13 protein-coding genes and 2 pseudogenes are annotated in these 16,043 nt (G+C 67.5%); 10 read left to right on the top strand and 5 right to left on the bottom strand.

Translation table 11 applies throughout. The features are described 5' to 3' along the window. Positions 1–38 precede the first annotated feature (38 nt). Both ACFXIV_RS02540 and ACFXIV_RS02545 read right to left on the bottom strand, forming a co-directional pair. Positions 39–1,334: an amidohydrolase family protein gene (locus tag ACFXIV_RS02540; protein ID WP_379395121.1), complete on the bottom strand. Its 1,296-nt coding sequence runs from the start codon at positions 1,332–1,334 to the stop codon at positions 39–41. An 81-nt stretch (positions 1,335–1,415) separates the two neighbouring features. Then, on the bottom strand, positions 1,416–2,126 hold the full coding sequence (locus tag ACFXIV_RS02545; protein ID WP_379395119.1) for a GntR family transcriptional regulator: 711 nt from the start codon (positions 2,124–2,126) through the stop codon (positions 1,416–1,418). Between the two features lie 227 nt (positions 2,127–2,353). Here ACFXIV_RS02545 and ACFXIV_RS02550 point away from each other — a divergent pair, with 227 nt between their 5' ends. The 6 genes and pseudogenes from ACFXIV_RS02550 (at position 2,354) to ACFXIV_RS02575 (ending at position 8,727) form a co-directional block, all read left to right on the top strand. Next, positions 2,354–3,553: an amidohydrolase gene (locus ACFXIV_RS02550; protein WP_379395117.1), complete on the top strand. Its 1,200-nt coding sequence runs from the start codon at positions 2,354–2,356 to the stop codon at positions 3,551–3,553. A 69-nt stretch (positions 3,554–3,622) separates the two neighbouring features. After that, positions 3,623–4,468, top strand: a complete 846-nt coding sequence (locus ACFXIV_RS02555; protein ID WP_379395115.1) for an ABC transporter ATP-binding protein — start codon at positions 3,623–3,625, stop codon at positions 4,466–4,468. Beyond that, positions 4,465–5,373: an ABC transporter permease gene (locus ACFXIV_RS02560; RefSeq protein ID WP_379395113.1), complete on the top strand. Its 909-nt coding sequence runs from the start codon at positions 4,465–4,467 to the stop codon at positions 5,371–5,373. Before ACFXIV_RS02555 ends, ACFXIV_RS02560 begins: the two co-directional genes overlap by 4 nt. A 46-nt stretch (positions 5,374–5,419) precedes the next feature. Beyond that, positions 5,420–6,553: an ABC transporter substrate-binding protein gene (locus tag ACFXIV_RS02565; RefSeq protein ID WP_379395111.1), complete on the top strand. Its 1,134-nt coding sequence runs from the start codon at positions 5,420–5,422 to the stop codon at positions 6,551–6,553. Between the two features lie 52 nt (positions 6,554–6,605). Further along, positions 6,606–7,322 (top strand): annotated as a pseudogene (locus ACFXIV_RS02570) (cytosine permease); the annotation flags it as partial. An 86-nt stretch (positions 7,323–7,408) separates the two neighbouring features. Next, a pseudogene (locus ACFXIV_RS02575) lies at positions 7,409–8,727 on the top strand (amidase). On the opposite strand, the gene ACFXIV_RS02580 reads toward ACFXIV_RS02575, so the two are convergent. From ACFXIV_RS02580 to ACFXIV_RS02590, 3 genes are all read right to left on the bottom strand, one after another. Beyond that, positions 8,687–9,469, bottom strand: a complete 783-nt coding sequence (locus ACFXIV_RS02580) for a hypothetical protein (RefSeq protein WP_379395109.1) — start codon at positions 9,467–9,469, stop codon at positions 8,687–8,689. The pseudogene ACFXIV_RS02575 and the gene ACFXIV_RS02580 overlap by 41 nt on opposite strands. Before the next feature lie 94 nt (positions 9,470–9,563). After that, positions 9,564–10,133 carry a DivIVA domain-containing protein gene (locus tag ACFXIV_RS02585; RefSeq protein WP_379421203.1) on the bottom strand — a complete coding sequence of 190 codons (570 nt, stop codon included), beginning with the start codon at positions 10,131–10,133 and terminating at the stop codon, positions 9,564–9,566. 86 nt (positions 10,134–10,219) lie between these two features. After that, positions 10,220–10,885 (bottom strand): TetR/AcrR family transcriptional regulator, encoded by a 666-nt coding sequence (locus ACFXIV_RS02590; RefSeq protein WP_379395105.1) that lies wholly within the window; start codon positions 10,883–10,885, stop codon positions 10,220–10,222. Positions 10,886–10,941: 56 nt separating this feature from the next. Between ACFXIV_RS02590 and ACFXIV_RS02595 the strand changes: the two genes are divergently transcribed. The 4 genes from ACFXIV_RS02595 (at position 10,942) to secF (ending at position 16,027) form a co-directional block, all read left to right on the top strand. Next, positions 10,942–12,435 carry a flavin-containing monooxygenase gene (locus ACFXIV_RS02595; protein ID WP_379395103.1) on the top strand — a complete coding sequence of 498 codons (1,494 nt, stop codon included), beginning with the start codon at positions 10,942–10,944 and terminating at the stop codon, positions 12,433–12,435. Between the two features lie 182 nt (positions 12,436–12,617). Then, positions 12,618–12,992 carry a preprotein translocase subunit YajC gene (yajC, locus tag ACFXIV_RS02600; RefSeq protein WP_379395101.1) on the top strand — a complete coding sequence of 125 codons (375 nt, stop codon included), beginning with the start codon at positions 12,618–12,620 and terminating at the stop codon, positions 12,990–12,992. Between the two features lie 102 nt (positions 12,993–13,094). Then, entirely contained in the window at positions 13,095–14,795 is a 1,701-nt protein-coding gene (gene secD, locus ACFXIV_RS02605) for a protein translocase subunit SecD (protein ID WP_379395099.1), read from the top strand. Between the two features lie 2 nt (positions 14,796–14,797). Next, entirely contained in the window at positions 14,798–16,027 is a 1,230-nt protein-coding gene (gene secF, locus ACFXIV_RS02610; protein ID WP_379395097.1) for a protein translocase subunit SecF, read from the top strand. Positions 16,028–16,043 lie beyond the last annotated feature (16 nt).

A 16,043-nucleotide genomic window follows, 5' to 3' on the forward strand; every position in this document is an offset into this window, starting at 1 on the left:
TTGTCTTTTAATCTTTTGGTTCTTTGTCTTTTGGTCTTTTAGGTTTTGTCTCTTGGTTTTTCGTCATTCCGGATTACCTCCTGCACGCGGGTGGTGCGGGCGGTCATGCGTCCAGACTTGAAGACATAGTTCCGATCGGGCCGATCGAGCAGGGCCCCTTCGACTGTCCGCGTGGACAGCACCACCAGATCGGCGGCCGCCCCGACGCGTAGCCCGTACCGCTCCGAGATACCAATGGTGCGAGCCGCCTCGGTGGTCGCCATTGCCAGCACCCGGGTCAGGTCCTCGGGGCCGGAGAGATGCGCGGTTTGTGCCAGGAAGAGCCCGATATCGAGCATGTCGGCGTTGCCGTACGGGGTGAAGGCATTGCGGATGTTGTTGGATGAGTAAGCCGTTGTGATTCCTGCCTGCCAGAGCTCGCGGATCGGAGCTATACCGCGGCGCACGTTGGTGACATCCGATCGGCCACCGAGATGCATGTCGGTGGCGGGCAAAGGGACGACGGAGATTCCGGCCGCCGCCAATTGCTCGAGGGTGCGGGCGCGGTCGGCGCGGGGACGACCGGCCAGGGAGGTCATGTGACCGAGGGCGACCCGCCCGTGCCGGCCGGTGCGCTCGGTGACCTCGGCGATGTAGTCGGCCATGGCATAGCGGGGGTCGGTGGCGTCGTCTGCGAAGTCCGCGTGAATGTCGAGCGGGACATCGAATTCGGCGGCCAGGTCGAAGATGAGGTCGATGTGGCGGCGGCAGTCTTCGACGGTGCGTTCGTTGTAGGCGCAGCCGCCGAGGACATCCACGCCCGCGTACAAACTCTCGCGGAGGAGGTCGAGGGTGCCGGGAGCTTGGAGAATACCCTCCTGCGGGAATGCGACTATTTGAATCTCCAGGCGGTCGCGATACTCCTCGCGCAGATCAAGCAGCGCGGTCACCCCACGCAGGCCCACGATCGGGTCGACATCGGGGTGTGCGCGAATGGCGGTGGTGCCATTGCCGATCGCCATGTCGAGGACACGTCGGGCGCGGTCGCGGATGGCGGCGACGGTGAAGCCGCGCTTGAGTTCGGCGGTCACGCTGATGGCCCCGGCCAGGGTGCTGTCCGGATTGGACTTCTCGGCGTCGAGGAGCGCCTTGTCCAGGTGCACATGGGATTCGATCAGGCCGGGAATGACGACTCGTCCGGCGCAGTCGATTTCCTCGGCGCCCCGGTCGATGAGCGCGGGCCCGATCGCGGTGATGACGCCGCCGTCGATCGCGATGTCGACCAGCTCCGCGTCGTCGGCGATACGCGCGGCGCGCAACATCAGATCCACGGTGTGCGGCAACGGATCCGCCATGGTGACCTCCCCGGACGAAGTGACTCCGTTTTGTATACGAGAGTCGTGTTTCGTCCCGGGGTGGCAATTGCTGCGCCGATGTTACGAAGTGTGCGACCTCGAAGCACGCTGTCGCGCAGTGTTTTCGGTGCGCGGCAACGCGGTGTCTACGGTGTGTTTCCGGAACCGGTAGGCGTTCGCTGCGTGCGCGATGTGGGCGCTCACCACATCGGCCGCGCGGTCGGGGTCACCGGCCTCCAGTGCGGCACAGATCTCTTCGTGCTCGCTCCACGAATCACTGGCGCGGCGCGGCAGTTCGACCGAGTACACCCAGGCGATCTTCCAGCTCAGCTGCATGATCAGCTGCGCGAGCAGGGTACTGCCCGACGCTTCGGCGAGCACCTCGTGGAAGCGGCTGTTGAGCCGGGCCAACTCGTCCAGGCGGCCCGCCCGCACCGCGTCCTGGCCCAGTGCGGTGAGTTCCTTGAGGCGGCCGAGTTGTTCGGGCGTGCGCCGCACCGCCGCCCGTGATGCGCACAGCGGTTCCAGGCGGGCCCGGATCTCCAGCAGGTCGGCGGCCTCGTCCTCGGTGAGTTCCGCCACGAACACCCCGGCGTAGGGCCGTGACGAGGCGAAACCCTCGGCTTCCAGGGTGCGCAGCGCTTCCCGGACGGGCACGCGGGAGACGCCGTAGCTCTCGGCGAGCGCCTCCTCGGTGAGTCGTTGGCCGGGGGCGTACGCGCCACGAATGATGTCGTCACGGATGGCGCGGCACAGCTGCTGCGGTGTCATGCGCCCGGCGGTGCTGGTCACTACGGCCTCATCTGACGATCGATGGAATGGGGATTTGCATACGATCCATCGTGGCCTCGCCCGACGGGATCCCGCAAATCTACTGCACCGGTCAGATATTCGCGGGTCCAGCTGTGTCGCAGGGGTTTCGGGTCGCTGAGCAGGCAGTATTTGTATACGATGCGGCTCATTCCGTCCGGAAGGATTCCCGAATTGCCGTTCTCTCTTCGATACAGGTGGTGCACTCCATGAACGATCTCCTGCTGCGCGGCGGCCGCCCCTGGACTCCCGGAGTCCCGCTCGCCGGCGCCGACATTCTCGTCCGGGACGGCCGGATCGCGGCGATCGCGCCCGATCTGAGTGCCGAGGGCGTCGACACCGTGGATCTGGCCGGGGCGCTGGTGCTTCCGGGCCTGGTCGAGTCGCACTGTCACCTCGACAAGACCATGTTCGGCGGTCCCTGGGTGCCCAATACCGGCGGGCCGACCCTGGCCGGGCGTATCGCCAACGGCGAGGGCCGCCGTGACGAGCTCGGGCTGCCCAGCGCCGACTACGCGTCGAACCTGCTGGGGGCCATGGTGTCCGGCGGGACCGCGCACGTCCGCAGTCATATCGACATCGACCCGGAGGTGGGGCTGCGGGGCGTGGAGGCGGTCCGGGCGGCCGCGGCGCGGCACGCGGACCGGGTCGACGTGCAATTGGTCGCCTTTCCGCAGGGCGGTCTGCTGACCCGGCAGGGCACCGGCGAGCTGCTGGAAGCCGCGCTGGCCGAGGGCGTCGAGGTGATCGGCGGGCTGGATCCGGCCGGCTACGACGGGAATCCGACCGGCCAACTCGATCTGATCTTCGGTCTCGCCGAGAAATACGGCGCGCGCATCGATATTCACCTGCACGACCGGGGCGCGCTGGGCGCCTGGCAGTTCGACCTGATCGCGGCCCGGACCAGGGCCACGGGGCTGGCGGGACGGGTCACCATCAGCCACGCCTACGCGATGGGGGAGCTCGCCCCGGGCGAGCAGCGGCGGATCGCCGAAAACCTCGCCGACGCCGGGGTTTCCATGATCACCTGCGCGGTGGGTGACGCGCCGGTGGTGCCGGTGCGGGTGATGCACGAGGCGGGAGCCGGGCTGGCGCTGGGCAATGACGGCGTCCGGGACCTGTGGACGCCCTACGGCGACGGCGACATGCTGCGCCGGATCATGCAGGTGGCCTTCCGGGATCGGCTGGTGTCCGATGCCGATATCGAACTCGCACTGGCGGCCGGAACCTATGGCGGCGCCGCGGTTCTCGGGATCGAGGATTACGGGTTGCGGGTGGGCGCGCCCGCCGACCTGTTCACCGTCGACGCCGAAACACCCGCTGCGGCTGTGGTTTCCGTTCCGACCCGAAAGTTGGTGGTCAAGCGCGGTCGGGTGGTCGCGCGGGACGGCCGGCTCAGCGCGGGCTGATCGTATACGAAACAGAGGTGTAATCGCGTGGACCGCATTTGGCAATGATCCGCCGATAGAACTGTGGACATGCGCACTACCGCCTCAACCATCGTCAAAGGCCAAGGCCCGGACGGGAATACGGAGGCCGCTGAGGGCGGCAATGTATACACCGATCCGGCCTTGGCCTTTCAGCATGTCGGCCTGACCTTCGAGAACGGCACGCACGCGCTCGACGGCATCGATATCGCCATCCGGCCGGGAGAGTTCGTCTCCCTGGTCGGCCCGTCCGGCTGTGGCAAGTCCACCCTGCTGCGCCTCGCTGCCGGATTCGAGCACCCCACCGCCGGAACGGTTTCCGTCGCCGCCGGCAAACTCGGCTACGTCTTCCAGGAGGCGACGCTGCTGCCGTGGCGCTCGGTGCTGCGCAATGTCGAGCTGCCCGCGGAGCTCGCCGGCGTGGACACGGCCACCCGGCGGGCGGCCGCGCGCGAAGCGCTGGAGCTGGTCGGGCTGTCCGGCTTCGAGAACCACAAGCCCGCACAGCTTTCCGGCGGCATGCGCATGCGGGCGTCGATCGCGCGGGCCCTGACAGGTGCGCCCGAACTGTTCCTGTTCGACGAGCCGTTCGGGGCGCTCGACGAGATCACCCGGCAGCGCTTGAACGAGGAGGTGAGCGGGCTGTACCGGCGATCGGGCTTCACCGGGGTGTTCGTGACGCACTCGGTGGCCGAGGCGGTGTTCATGTCGAGCCGGGTCGTCGTGCTGACCGGCCGCCCGGGTCGCGTGGCAGCGGATATCCCGGTGCCGCTGGATTTCCCGCGATCACCGGAGTCGCGATACACGCCCGAGTTCGGTGCCATCGCGGCGGAGGTGTCGGCGGCGTTGCACGACGCGGAGCGGGGAACTGCGCGGATCGGGGGGAGGGCCGCATGACCGCCGCCACCGCCGACAGCGGAATCGTCGTGCCCGAGACGACCAAGGCAACCAAGCCAACCAAGACGACCGAGGCGACGGCGCGGTCGCCGCGCACGCCCCGGAAACTTCGCTGGCCCTTCGCCGTCGCCCCGGTGCGCGTGCTCGCGCCCGCGCTGGTGTTCGCACTGGTCATGGCCGCCTGGACGATCGCGAGCCACTTCCTGATCCCGCAGGAATCCCGATTCCTGCTGCCGCCACCGGAATCGGTGGTGTCCAAGGGCCTGCTCAATGCCGCCACCCGCGCCGAGATTCTCACCGCCCTCGCCTCGACCGTGCAGATCGCGCTGGTCGGTCTGGTGATCGCCATCGTGCTCGGGGTGGCGTTCGCGGTGATCATGAGCCAGGCGCGCTGGGCCGAGTATTCGCTCTACCCGTATGCCGTGATCCTGCAGACGATTCCGGTGCTGGCCGTGGTGCCGCTGTTCGGCTTCTGGTTCGGCTACGAGTTCGGCAGCCGGGTCATCGTGTGCGTGATGGTGTCGCTGTTCCCGGTCATCACCAATACCCTGTTCGGCTTGAAGTCGGTGCAGGCGTCCGAGCACGACCTGTTCACGCTGCACGGCGCCAACCGGTGGCAGCGGCTGCTGAAACTGCAGCTCCCGGCGGCGCTGCCCGCCATGATCTCGGGATTCAAGATCTCGGCGGGCATGGCCGTGATCGGCTCCATCGTCGCCGACTTCTTCTTCCGCCAGGGCAATCCGGGCATCGGCCGGATGATCGACGTCTATCGGCAGCGGCTGGCCACCGAGGAACTGCTGACCGCGCTGCTGCTGTCCTCTCTGGTGGGCCTGGTCCTCTTCTGGATCTTCGATTTCCTGGCCGGGCGTGTGGACCGCGCCCACGGCAAGCGCGCCGGCGAATAGCCGAACCAATTCTCTCGCAATCGGTTTCAACCCTCTAGGAATGCTCGTGAAGAAACGTGTCCTCGCCGCTGCCGCGATCACCGGCAGCGTCCTGCTCACCGCCGCCTGCGGTGGCGGCGCCTCCACCCCGAAACCCTCCGGGCAGGGCGTGCTGGCCGGAGTCTGTCCGTCCACCATCGTGATCCAGACGGACTGGTACGCCACACCCGAACGCGCGGCGGCCTATCAGCTGGTCGGCCCGAACGGCACCGTCGACCCCAAGAAGGGCGCGTACACCGGCCCGCTGGGCGACACCGGCGTGAATGTCGAAGTGCGGCTGGGCGGTCCGTTCCTCGGCGGCCAACCGGTACCCGCGCAGATGTACCAGGACGACTCCATCACCCTCGGGCTGGTCCCGACCGACGAGCAGGTGCGAGCCAAGGCGAAATTCCCGCTGACCGGCGTTTTCGCCTCGCTCGCGAAGAACCCGCAGATCATCATGTGGGATCCCGCCACCTACACCGTCAACTCGTGGAAGGACGTGGCCGCGACCAACGCCCCGATCCTGTACTCCGAGGGCAAGATCTACATGGACTACCTGATCGCCAACGGGTACGTGAAGAAGGAACAGGCCGACGCCTCCTACGACGGCACCCCCAGCCGCTTCGTCGCCGAGCACGGCCGGGTCATGCAGCAGGCCTACGTCTCCAACGAGCCGTACCGCTGGGAGCACGACGTCAAGGGCTGGCAGAAGCCCACCGGTCACCTGCTGGTCGCCGACGCCGGATACGAGAGCTACCCGCACGCCTGGTCGGTCCGCAGCGGCGAACTCGACAAACTGCGCCCCTGCCTGCAGCAGCTCGTCCCCATGCTGCAGCAGGCCCAGATCGACTACGTCACCAACCCCGACCCCACCAACCAGGCCCTGCTCCGCATCGCACAGACGATCCCGGACGGCCCGCCCATCTCCGCTGCCGGCAACACCGACTCCGTCCGGGTCCAGCTGGAGAACAAGATCGTCGCCAACGGCCCCGGCAATACCCTCGGCAATTTCGACACCGACCGCGTCACCCGCGCCATCGCCCAGGTCACTCCGCTGCTGCGCGCCAAGGGCCAGCAGGTCCCCGACAACCTCACCGCCGCGGACCTGGTCACCAACGAATTCATCGACCCTGCAAAGGGTCTCAAGCAGCAGGGATAGGCGTGTCCGAACCATGTCGAGTCACGAATAGGAGCAGGAACCGGTCCCCGTCACCGAGCGCCGGAGCCTGCTCTCGGTGGCGGCGGTCTGGGCCGGATTCCCGATGTGCCTGGGCAACGCGGTCTTCGGCGGCTTGATCGTCTACAGCCAGGGCATGGGCCGCGGGCTGCTGGCGATCCTGCTGGGCAATCTGCTGTTGTTCGGCTACATCGGCACGCTGAGCTGGATCGGCGGGCAGACCGGCCGCAATTTCTCGCTGCAGGCGCGACGCGCCTTCGGTGACCGCGGGCGCGCCGTGGTGGTCGGCTTCCTGGCCACGGTCGTGATCGGCTGGTTCTCCTATCAGGTCGGGCTCACCGGCACCACGCTTCAAGGCATGTACGAGTGGAATCCGTTCTGGGGCGGGGTGATCGGCGGGACGTTCTTCGTGCTGCTCACCCTCGCCGGAATCCGGGCACTGTCGCTCATCGGCCTGATCGGCACGCCCCTGTTCCTCATCATGGCGGGCCTGGCCCTGTATTACGGTCTCGGGCACGGGCATTCGCTCGCGGGGGTGCTCGGGTACGCCGCCGGCGGCGGGCCGCTGGGATTCTGGGCGTGCGTGAGCATCGTGGTCGGCGGCTTCGCCGATTCGGGCACCATGACCGCCGACTTCACCCGCTGGGCCCGAGACGGCCGAGCGGGGGTGCTGGCCGCGGCCGCGGCCTTCCCGTTCGCCAATTCGATCGCGTTCCTCGTCGGTGCCGTGGTGGTCGCGATCGGCGGCGCGGTACTCGACCGGATGGCGGAGCTCGACCCACTGCTGCACGCCTTCTGCACCCCACGCCGGACCTGGCGCGGCGACAGGCGCGGCAGGTGGCCGATGGACTGGCGCGCGGCATCGATCCGGGACCGCTGGCGGGAGTGCCGCTCGGGATCAAGGACCTGCTGTCCACCAAGGGAATTCGCACGACCTCCGGGTCGTGGGTCTATCGCGATCACATCCCGGACGAGGACGACATCGTGGTCGAACGCGCCCTCGGGGCGGGCGCGATCTGCCTGGGCAAGACCAATACCTCCGAATTCGGTTACAGCGCAACAGGGCTCAATCGCAGTTCCCGGCCACCCGCAATCCGTGGGACCTCACGATGAGCCGCGGCGGATCCAGCGCGGGGTCGGCGGCGGCGGTCGCGGCCGGGCTCGGACCGGCGGCCCTGGGCAGTGACGGCGGATGCTCGGTCCGCGCGCCCGCGGCGCTGTGCGGGCTGGTCGGAGTCAAGCCGTCGATGGGGCGGGTGCCGGTGTATCCGGGCTGCCGCGACGAGCGGCTGCCCGGCGTATCCGGCTGGGAGAGCATCGAACACATCGGCCCGATCACCCGGACCGTCGGTGACGCGGCGCTGCTGCTGTCGGTGCTCGCCGGTCCCGATCCGCGCGATCGGCACTCCATCCCGTGCCAGGACGCGGACTGGATCGGCGCGGCCCGGGGCGGGGCCGAGTATCCGGAGTCGGTGGCCGGGCTGCGGGTCGGATTCAGTCCCGATCTCGGGTATCTGGCGGTGGATCCCCAGGTTCGGGCGGTGGTGGAACGCGCGGTGCGGGAGGTCGTGGGCGGCCGCCTCGGATGCCGCGTCGAGGACGTGACGCCCGGGTGGGCGGACCCCGCCGCCGCCTTCTCCGCGCTGATCATCGCCGAGACCGATCTGACCGGCATGCGAGCCATGATCGACGCGCACGGCGAGCGGATGTCGCCGTACCTGATCGACTGGATCCGGCAACCATGGACCGTACAGCACTTCACCGACGCGAACATCGCGCGCAAGGCGCTGGTGAACGCCATGGCCCGGCTCATGCGCCACCACGATGTCCTCATCACTCCGACCACGGCCGTCCCGGCCTTTCCGGTGGAGCTGACCGGTCCCGAAATCATCGACGGCACAGCGGTTTCCGATTCCGCCTGGATCGGATTCAACTATCCCGCCAATCTCACCGGCCAGCCCGCCGCCAGCATTCCGGCGGGCTGGACCGACACCGGCCTCCCCATCGGACTCCAGATCATCGGCCGCCACCTCGACGACGCCACCGTGATCCGGCTGGCCGCGGCCATCGAGCGCGTCGCTCCCTGGACACACCGCAGGCCGGCGGCGGCACCGGTCATCTCGGCGCCACGGCCGGCTGCGACGGTGCCGGGATGACGGTGGTGTCGGCGGCAGGGGCCGCCGGTTCCGAGGCGGCCGATTCCGGTGTACCCCGGAAGAAGTCGGCGTAGACCCGGAATGCCATGGCCAGGTAGGCGAGGGTCTTGGGAATCATGAGCAGACCGAGCTGGGGGATGCGGCGAGCCCACAGGATGACGGGCAGATAGCAGGCGAACGACGCGGCCATGGCGTCGCAGAGGAAGCGGAAGGTGCGGTCGCCGGTGCGGGTGGCTTCGCGGCGCATGAGGTACATCTCGCCGGCGCCCACGGCCAGCAGCGGGAGATTGCGGTCCACGCCGTACCCGGCGGGCGTCTCGTCCCTGTCCCAGTTGTTGAACGGTGTCGCCAGCAGGATCAATCGCACGAACGACAGCCCCAGCAGCGATCTGGTGAAACCGTCCCAGGAGCGCCGGAACCGCAGCCGCCAGGCATCCAGTGACAGCACATAGAACAGGGTGATCGTGATCGAGGTGGCCATCTCTCCCAGCCCGATCAGACTCGCCCGCCGTCCCCGCAGGCTCAGATACCCGCGGTCCTCGCCGCGTGCCATGGACACCGCGCGCAATGCCAGGTGTGCGGTGTCGCCGGTCGCCAGCAGGGTGAACGCCTCCTCGAATCGCGCCGCGGTTTCCCGCTGCTCCCGGGGAACCTGGTCGCGATTGCGCCGCATGGCGATCACCAGCCCCCAGATGATCGCCAGATAGGACATGTTGAAAGCCAACTCGAATCGTCTACGCATGACGATCAGTCTGTTGCGCAGGCTCCTCCGGAGGCAGGGGCCAAGGTCCCTACGCGTGGGACGTCCGATGGAGATTCTCCTCCGCCTTCGGGTGTCAGTGCCGGGATGCCTCGGACTTCTCGAGCTGGTGGACCACCAGGTCGAGAAAGGCGTCGACCTCCTCGTAGTGATAGGCGGGCGCGCCGTCGGGGGCTAGGTGGAAAGTGATGTCCCGGACCTCCTTCGGAGTGAGGCCGTTGGGGCCGTGATGGGCGAGCGTCGCCGCCAGACGGTCGAGGAACGCGCCCACTTCGTCGGCCAGATAGCCGGGGAAACCGTAGGGGGGTGCGGAGAATTGGATGCGCAGGACGTCGTCGTGGGTGAGGGTGTCGGGGGTGCGGCCGGCGGGGAGGCGTCCGCGGCCGCGGCGTAGGTATTCCAGTTCCGTGCAGACGTGGTCGAGGAAGTCGTCGACCTCGTCGATGTCGTAGCCGCGATGTCCGGGTGGGGGACCGTCGAATTCGATGTGCCGGATGTCGGCGATGCTCAGATGGTCGCGGCCGAGCATGGTGTCGGCGATGCGTGCGCAGAAGGCGTCCACCTGGGCGGGGTGGTAACCGTGGGGCCCGGACGGCGCGTGGCCGAACCGGGTGCGGCGGACGTCGTCTGGGGTCACTCGGGTCATTGTGCCAATGGTTGCATGTCCGAATTACCTCCGCCCCAGCCGAATCCGGCCGCACCGGACAAACGGGTCCGTTTGTGCAAGGTGGTTCAGTGCTTGCGGACGCCGTCGATGAGCAGGTGCCGGATGGCGTGGCTGAGATCGTCGACCGCCTGCACCTCGGGCGTCCGGATGCCGTGCAGAATGGTGGCCAGCAGCATGCCGGTCACCGCCCGCGCGGTGTTCACGGTGTCGAGATCCGCACGCAGATAACCGCGTTCGACCCCGTGCTCGAGGTACCCGGCGGTCAGCATGTCGGCGGTGTCGAGCAAACCGTAGAGCCGCGCGGTCAATTCGGCGTCGATGCCGGTGGCCTGGAACAGCAGCAGCTGCGCCACCCGCCGGTCCTCGAGGAAGATGTGGTTCAGCGCGTCGCCGATGCGATCCACCTGTGCGCGGTACTCCTCGAGGCTGTCGGCGGCGTCGGGGGCATTGTCGGTCCCCAGCGACTCGATGATCCGCGCGGACAGGTCGTCGATGACGTGGTCGATGATGTCGCGCTTGTTCTCGAAGTACCGGTAGAACGTCCCGTGCCCGATACCCAGCTCGCCGGCGATGTCGGCGATGCCGGTGGCGTGGTAGCCCCGCTCGGCGAAACACGCGAACGCGGTGTCGATGATCTCCTGCCGGAGTTCGGCCTTGCGCCGTTCGATTCTCGAGGATGGCTTCGTCACGAGCCCGATGATACGGTGATCACAAACGGAATGAGATGTCATTCCGTGACATGTGCATCATTTCTTTGTTCGAACACAGTTCTTGCAGGAGGTTCGGCGTGGCACCTCAGTACGACGCCATCGTGGTCGGCGCGGGATTCGGCGGTATGGGCGCGGGCATCGAGCTGGATCGGCTCGGCCTGAGCAATTTCGTCATCCTCGAGCGGGAGAACGACCTGGGCGGTACCTGGCACGTCAACCGCTACCCGGGCCTGGCCGTGGACATCGCCTCGGTCACCTACTCGTACTCCTTCGAGCCCAACCCGTACTGGTCGCGGCTGTTCGCCCCGGGGTCGGAGCTGAAGAACTACGCCGAACACGTTGCCGACAAGTACGACCTGCGCCGGCGTATGCGGTTCGACACCGTCGTCGGGGGTGCACGCTGGGACGAGCAGCAGCAGTACTGGGTGGTCTCCGTCGAGAACGGTGAACCGCTCACCGGGCGCTACCTGATGGCCGCCACCGGATTCCTGTCCCAGCCCTGCACCCCGCCGTTTCCGGGCATCGACACCTTCGCCGGCAAGATCATCCACACCACCGCGTGGGACGACGAGGTCGATCTCACCGGGACCAGGTCCGCCATCATCGGCACCGGCGCGACCGCCGTGCAGCTGATCCCGGAGGTCGCCAAGCAGGCGCAGGCGCTGACCGTCTTCCAGCGCACCCCGATCTGGGTCGTCCCGAAGGTCGACGCCCCGATTCCACCCGCGGTGCAGCATCTGTTCGCGCGAGTTCCGTTGACGCAGAAGGCCGCTCGCCTGGTCAACACCTCCATGCTGGAGGCGCTCATGGTGGTCGGCGTGCTGCACTTCAAGGAGGCCAAGCCGCTCAACAGGGCCGCCGGCATCCTGGCCAAGGCGCATCTGCGAACCCAGGTGCGCGACAAGGAGACTCGCAAGAAGCTGACGCCGGACTACGACTTCGGCTGCAAGCGCCCCACCTTCTCCAACCTCTACTTCAAGACCTTCAACGAGCCGCACGTGCGCCTGGAGACCAACTCCATCGACCACATCGAGCCCGACGGCATCGTCACCGCCGACGGTCACAAGACCGAGATCGACACCCTCATCCTGGCCACCGGCTTCAACCTGTGGGACGTCAACTTCCCGGCCATCGAGATCATCGGCCGCGACGGCCGCAATCTCGGAAAGTTCTGGCGCGACAACCGCTTCCAGGCCTACGAGGGCATCACGGTGCCGAAGTTCCCCAACTTCGTCAGCCTCAACAGTCCCTACTCCTACAGCGGCCTGTCCTACTTCACCACCATCGAGGCGCAGATGAAGCACATGGCGCGCCTGTTCGGGGAGATGTTCCGCCGCGGCGAACGGGTCTTCGAGGTCACCGAGCGCGCCAATGCCGAATTCCTGGATCGCGTCACCGAGAAACTGGATTCGTCGGTCTTCTACGGCGGCCAGTGCGCCACGGCGCGCAGCTACTATTTCAACCAGCATGGTGAGGCGGCGCTGCTGCGCCCGACAAGCACTCTGAACGCCCACCGCGAGGCGACCACCTTCCCGCTCGACGACTACACCTACGGGCAGCAGCCGGCCTGAGTGGGACTGCGCGGTCGGCAGAGTCGGCGGTCGACCGCGCAGCTGGGGGAAACGGGATGAATCAGCCCTGCGCGAACGAGCGTGGACTCTAGAACAGGTCGCCGCGCATTCTCTCAGGGATTACTGGCAGACTGTGTGGGAAACGCACCCAACCGACCACTTACCAGGGGCTGACTTCGACGATGGAACTTCTGCTGCCGCTACTGCTGGTTGCCCTGCTCATCCCGATGTTCCTCGGCGTCCGCCGTCAGAAACGGGAGATGGCGAAGGTCACCGAGATGCAGGACAGCCTGAAGGTCGGCGACCGGGTCGTCACCACGTCGGGGCTCTTCGGCACCGTGGTCGACCTCGATGACACCACCGTCGATCTCGAGATCGCCGAGGAAGTCGTCACCACCTGGCTGCGGCAATCGATCCGCGAGGTGCGCAGCGACGACGACGCCACCGAGGACACCACCGCCGAGACCACCGAAGCCGCGTCTTCGAACGGCGTTGCCGACGATCACGTCGCCGCCCCCGAAGCCGCCGACGACGCGCCGCGGCTGAGCAAGGACTGACATACTCCGCGCCATCGGCCGCACCGGATTCCCGGCGGCCGGTGGCGCTGCGGTGTGTGCCCCGCTCGTTCCACCTTCGAATCCGCCTAGGAGATAAGTACTGTGCCACCTTCTCAGGGAACGGCGCACCCGTTGCGTCTGCTCGGCATCTACGCCGCGCTGGTGGCTCTGATGTTCGGCCTGATCTTCTTCACCGGGGACAAGCACCACACCCCGAAGCTCGGCATCGACCTGCAGGGCGGTACCCGCGTCACCCTGACGCCTCGCACCCCGGATGGCGGTAAGCCGAGCCAGGACAGCCTCAAGCAGGCGCAGAACATTATCGAGCAGCGCGTGAACGGTCTGGGCGTGGCGGGCTCCGAGGTCGTCATCGAGGGCGACAATCTGGTTATCACCGTCCCCGGTGCCGATGGCGCACAGGCGAAATCACTGGCGACCACCGCCAAGATGTACTTCCGTCCGGTGGTGCAGAGCGCCCCCGCGCAGGCGGGCAAGCAGGCCCAGCAGCCGCAGCAGACCCAGCCGCAGCAGCCGCCGAGCACGAGCGCGACGCCGACCGAGACCACCCCGGCCACGGCCGAGGCTCCGGCCCCCACGACGACCGGCGAGGCCCCGCAGAACCGGGTGTTCCCGGCACAGGCCCCGACCACCCCGTCCGCGCCGCCGTCGACGCCCGCGCCGGCGGGCGGCCAGCAGCAGACCGCGCAGGAGATCGCGGCCGCCAAGGCGGCCCGCCAGAGCACCGACCAGAACGCCCAGCTGCAGGCCATGGCCACGCTGGACTGCTCCAAGCCGGATCCGTTGCAGGGCAACGACGATCCGAACCTGCCCCTGGTGACCTGCAGCACCGACGGCACCACCGTCTACCTGCTCGACAAGTCCGTGATGGACGGTACCGAGATCAAGGACGCCTCCGGCGTGCTGCAGCAGGCCCAGTGGGTGGTCAGCCTGCAGTTCAAGTCCAGCGGCACCGACCAGTGGGGCAACCTCACCAACAAGTACGTGGGCAAGCAGATCGCCTTCACCCTGGACTCCCGCGTGGTCTCCGCGCCGGTGATCAAGGAGGGCGGCCAGTTCAGCGGTAGCACCGCGATCTCGGGTCCGGGCATCAATGCCAAGACCTCCAAGGAGCTGGCGAACACCCTGAAGTACGGTTCGCTGCCGCTGTCGTTCGGCACCTCCGAGGCCGAGACGGTCTCGGCGACCCTGGGCATCTCGTCGCTGCACGCCGGTCTGATCGCCGGTGCCATCGGCCTGCTGGCGGTGCTGCTGTACTGCCTGCTCTACTACCGCATGCTCGGCTTCCTGGCCGGTTTCTCGCTGCTCGCGGCGGGTGTGGCGGTGTACGCGCTGATCGTGTTGCTGGGCCGCTGGATCGGCTTCACCCTCGACCTGGCCGGTATCGCGGGTCTGATCATCGGTATCGGTTTGACGGCCGACTCGTTCGTCGTCTTCTTCGAACGCATCAAGGACCAGATGCGGGAGGGCCGCAGCTTCCGGTCCGCGGTCCCGCGTGGCTGGCAGCGCGCGCAGCGCACCAACCTGTCGGGTAAGACGGTCTCGCTCATCGCCTCCGCCGTGCTGTACGTGCTGGCCGCGGGCCAGGTGAAGGGCTTCGCCTTCACCCTCGGTGTCACCACCGTGCTCGACGTCATCGTCCTGTACCTGGTGACCTCGCCGCTGATGATGCTGGTCTCGCGCTCGCCGTTCTGGGCGAAGCCGTCGGTGAACGGCCTGGGCGCTATTGCAGAGCTTGCACAGGAACGCAAGGCCACCGCCGGCGTCCTGGTGAAGGAGGCGTGATCATGGCCAAGTCCTCTCCCGTCGTCGTGGATTCCGACTCCGAACTCGACTACGAGGCCGTGCCGACAGGCAAGCAGCACAGCCTGTTCGAGCGGCTCTACACCGGTACCGGTGGTTTCGAGATCGTCGGCAAGCGCAAGGTGTACTACGGCATCGCGGCGGCGCTGATCGCCATCGCGGTGGCCAGCATGGCGTTCAAGGGCTTCACCCTGGGCATCGACTTCGCGGGCGGCTCCCGGATCCAGCTGCCCGCCTCCGACAGCGTCACCACCTCGAAGGTGGAGGACGTCTACCGGTCCACGCTCGGCCACGACCCGGTCACCGTGCAGAAGGCGGGCTCGGGGTCCTCGGCGACCATCCAGATCCGTTCCGACACACTGAGTGTCGAGCAGGCCGACAAGCTGCAGACCGCGCTGTTCGACACCTTCCATCCGAAGGACTCCAACGGCCAGGCCAGCCGCAATGCCATCAGCGTCGCCGAGATCAGCGGGACCTGGGGTGGCCAGGTCACCAAGAAGGCGCTGCTGGCGCTGGTGGTGTTCGTCGGATTGACCACGCTGTACATCGCGATTCGCTTCGAACGCGACATGGCGTTCGCGGCGATCGGCTCGCTGTTCTTCAACCTGATCGTCACCGCGGGCATCTACTCGCTGGTCGGTTTCGAGGTGACACCGGCGGCGGTCATCGGTCTGCTCACCATCCTGGGCTATGTGCTCTACGACAACGTGGTCGTCTTCGACAAGGTCGAGGAGAACACCCGCGGTGTCCTGCACCTGACCAAGCACACGTACGCGGAGAAGGCGAACCTGGCGGCCAACCAGACGCTGATGCGCTCGATCAACACCACCGTCATCGGCATCCTGCCGATCATCGGCATGCTGGTGGTCGCGGTGTGGCTGCTCGGCGTCGGCACCCTCAAGGACCTGGCCCTGGTGCAGCTGGTCGGCATGATCGTGGGTGGCTACTCGTCCATCTTCTTCGCGGTGCCGGTGCTGGTGACGCTCAAGGAGACCTGGGGTCCGGTGGCCGCGCACACCAAGAAGGTGCTCAACCGCCGCTCCGGTGGCGCGAAGGCGCGGGTGGGCGCGGCAGCCGCCGAGCGGGCCGGCGCCGCGGGCCGCGGCGCCGAAGCCAATGGTTTCGGACGCGACCACGCGCCGCGCAGTCAGAGCGCCGGGGCGCCGCGTCCCGGGGCCCGGCCGACTGGGAAACGACAGCAGCGACGGCACTGAGCGCAGGGGGTGCGAC

It is taken from the genome of Nocardia sp. NPDC059236, from assembly GCF_042754085.1.
Taxonomy (GTDB): Bacteria; Actinomycetota; Actinomycetes; order Mycobacteriales; family Mycobacteriaceae; genus Nocardia.

Bases quoted from the DNA above. Each gene is read 5' to 3' on its own strand.
- ACFXIV_RS02540 (WP_379395121.1), bottom strand. From the start codon at position 1,334: ATGGCGGATCCGTTGCCGCACACCGTGGATCTGATGTTGCGCGCCGCG.
- ACFXIV_RS02550 (WP_379395117.1), top strand. From the start codon at position 2,354: ATGAACGATCTCCTGCTGCGCGGCGGCCGCCCCTGGACTCCCGGAGTC.
- ACFXIV_RS02555 (WP_379395115.1), top strand. From the start codon at position 3,623: ATGCGCACTACCGCCTCAACCATCGTCAAAGGCCAAGGCCCGGACGGG.
- ACFXIV_RS02560 (WP_379395113.1), top strand. From the start codon at position 4,465: ATGACCGCCGCCACCGCCGACAGCGGAATCGTCGTGCCCGAGACGACC.
- ACFXIV_RS02580 (WP_379395109.1), bottom strand. From the start codon at position 9,469: ATGCGTAGACGATTCGAGTTGGCTTTCAACATGTCCTATCTGGCGATC.
- ACFXIV_RS02585 (WP_379421203.1), bottom strand. From the start codon at position 10,133: ATGACCCGAGTGACCCCAGACGACGTCCGCCGCACCCGGTTCGGCCAC.
- ACFXIV_RS02590 (WP_379395105.1), bottom strand. From the start codon at position 10,885: ATGACATCTCATTCCGTTTGTGATCACCGTATCATCGGGCTCGTGACG.
- yajC (WP_379395101.1), top strand. From the start codon at position 12,618: ATGGAACTTCTGCTGCCGCTACTGCTGGTTGCCCTGCTCATCCCGATG.
- secF (WP_379395097.1), top strand. From the start codon at position 14,798: ATGGCCAAGTCCTCTCCCGTCGTCGTGGATTCCGACTCCGAACTCGAC.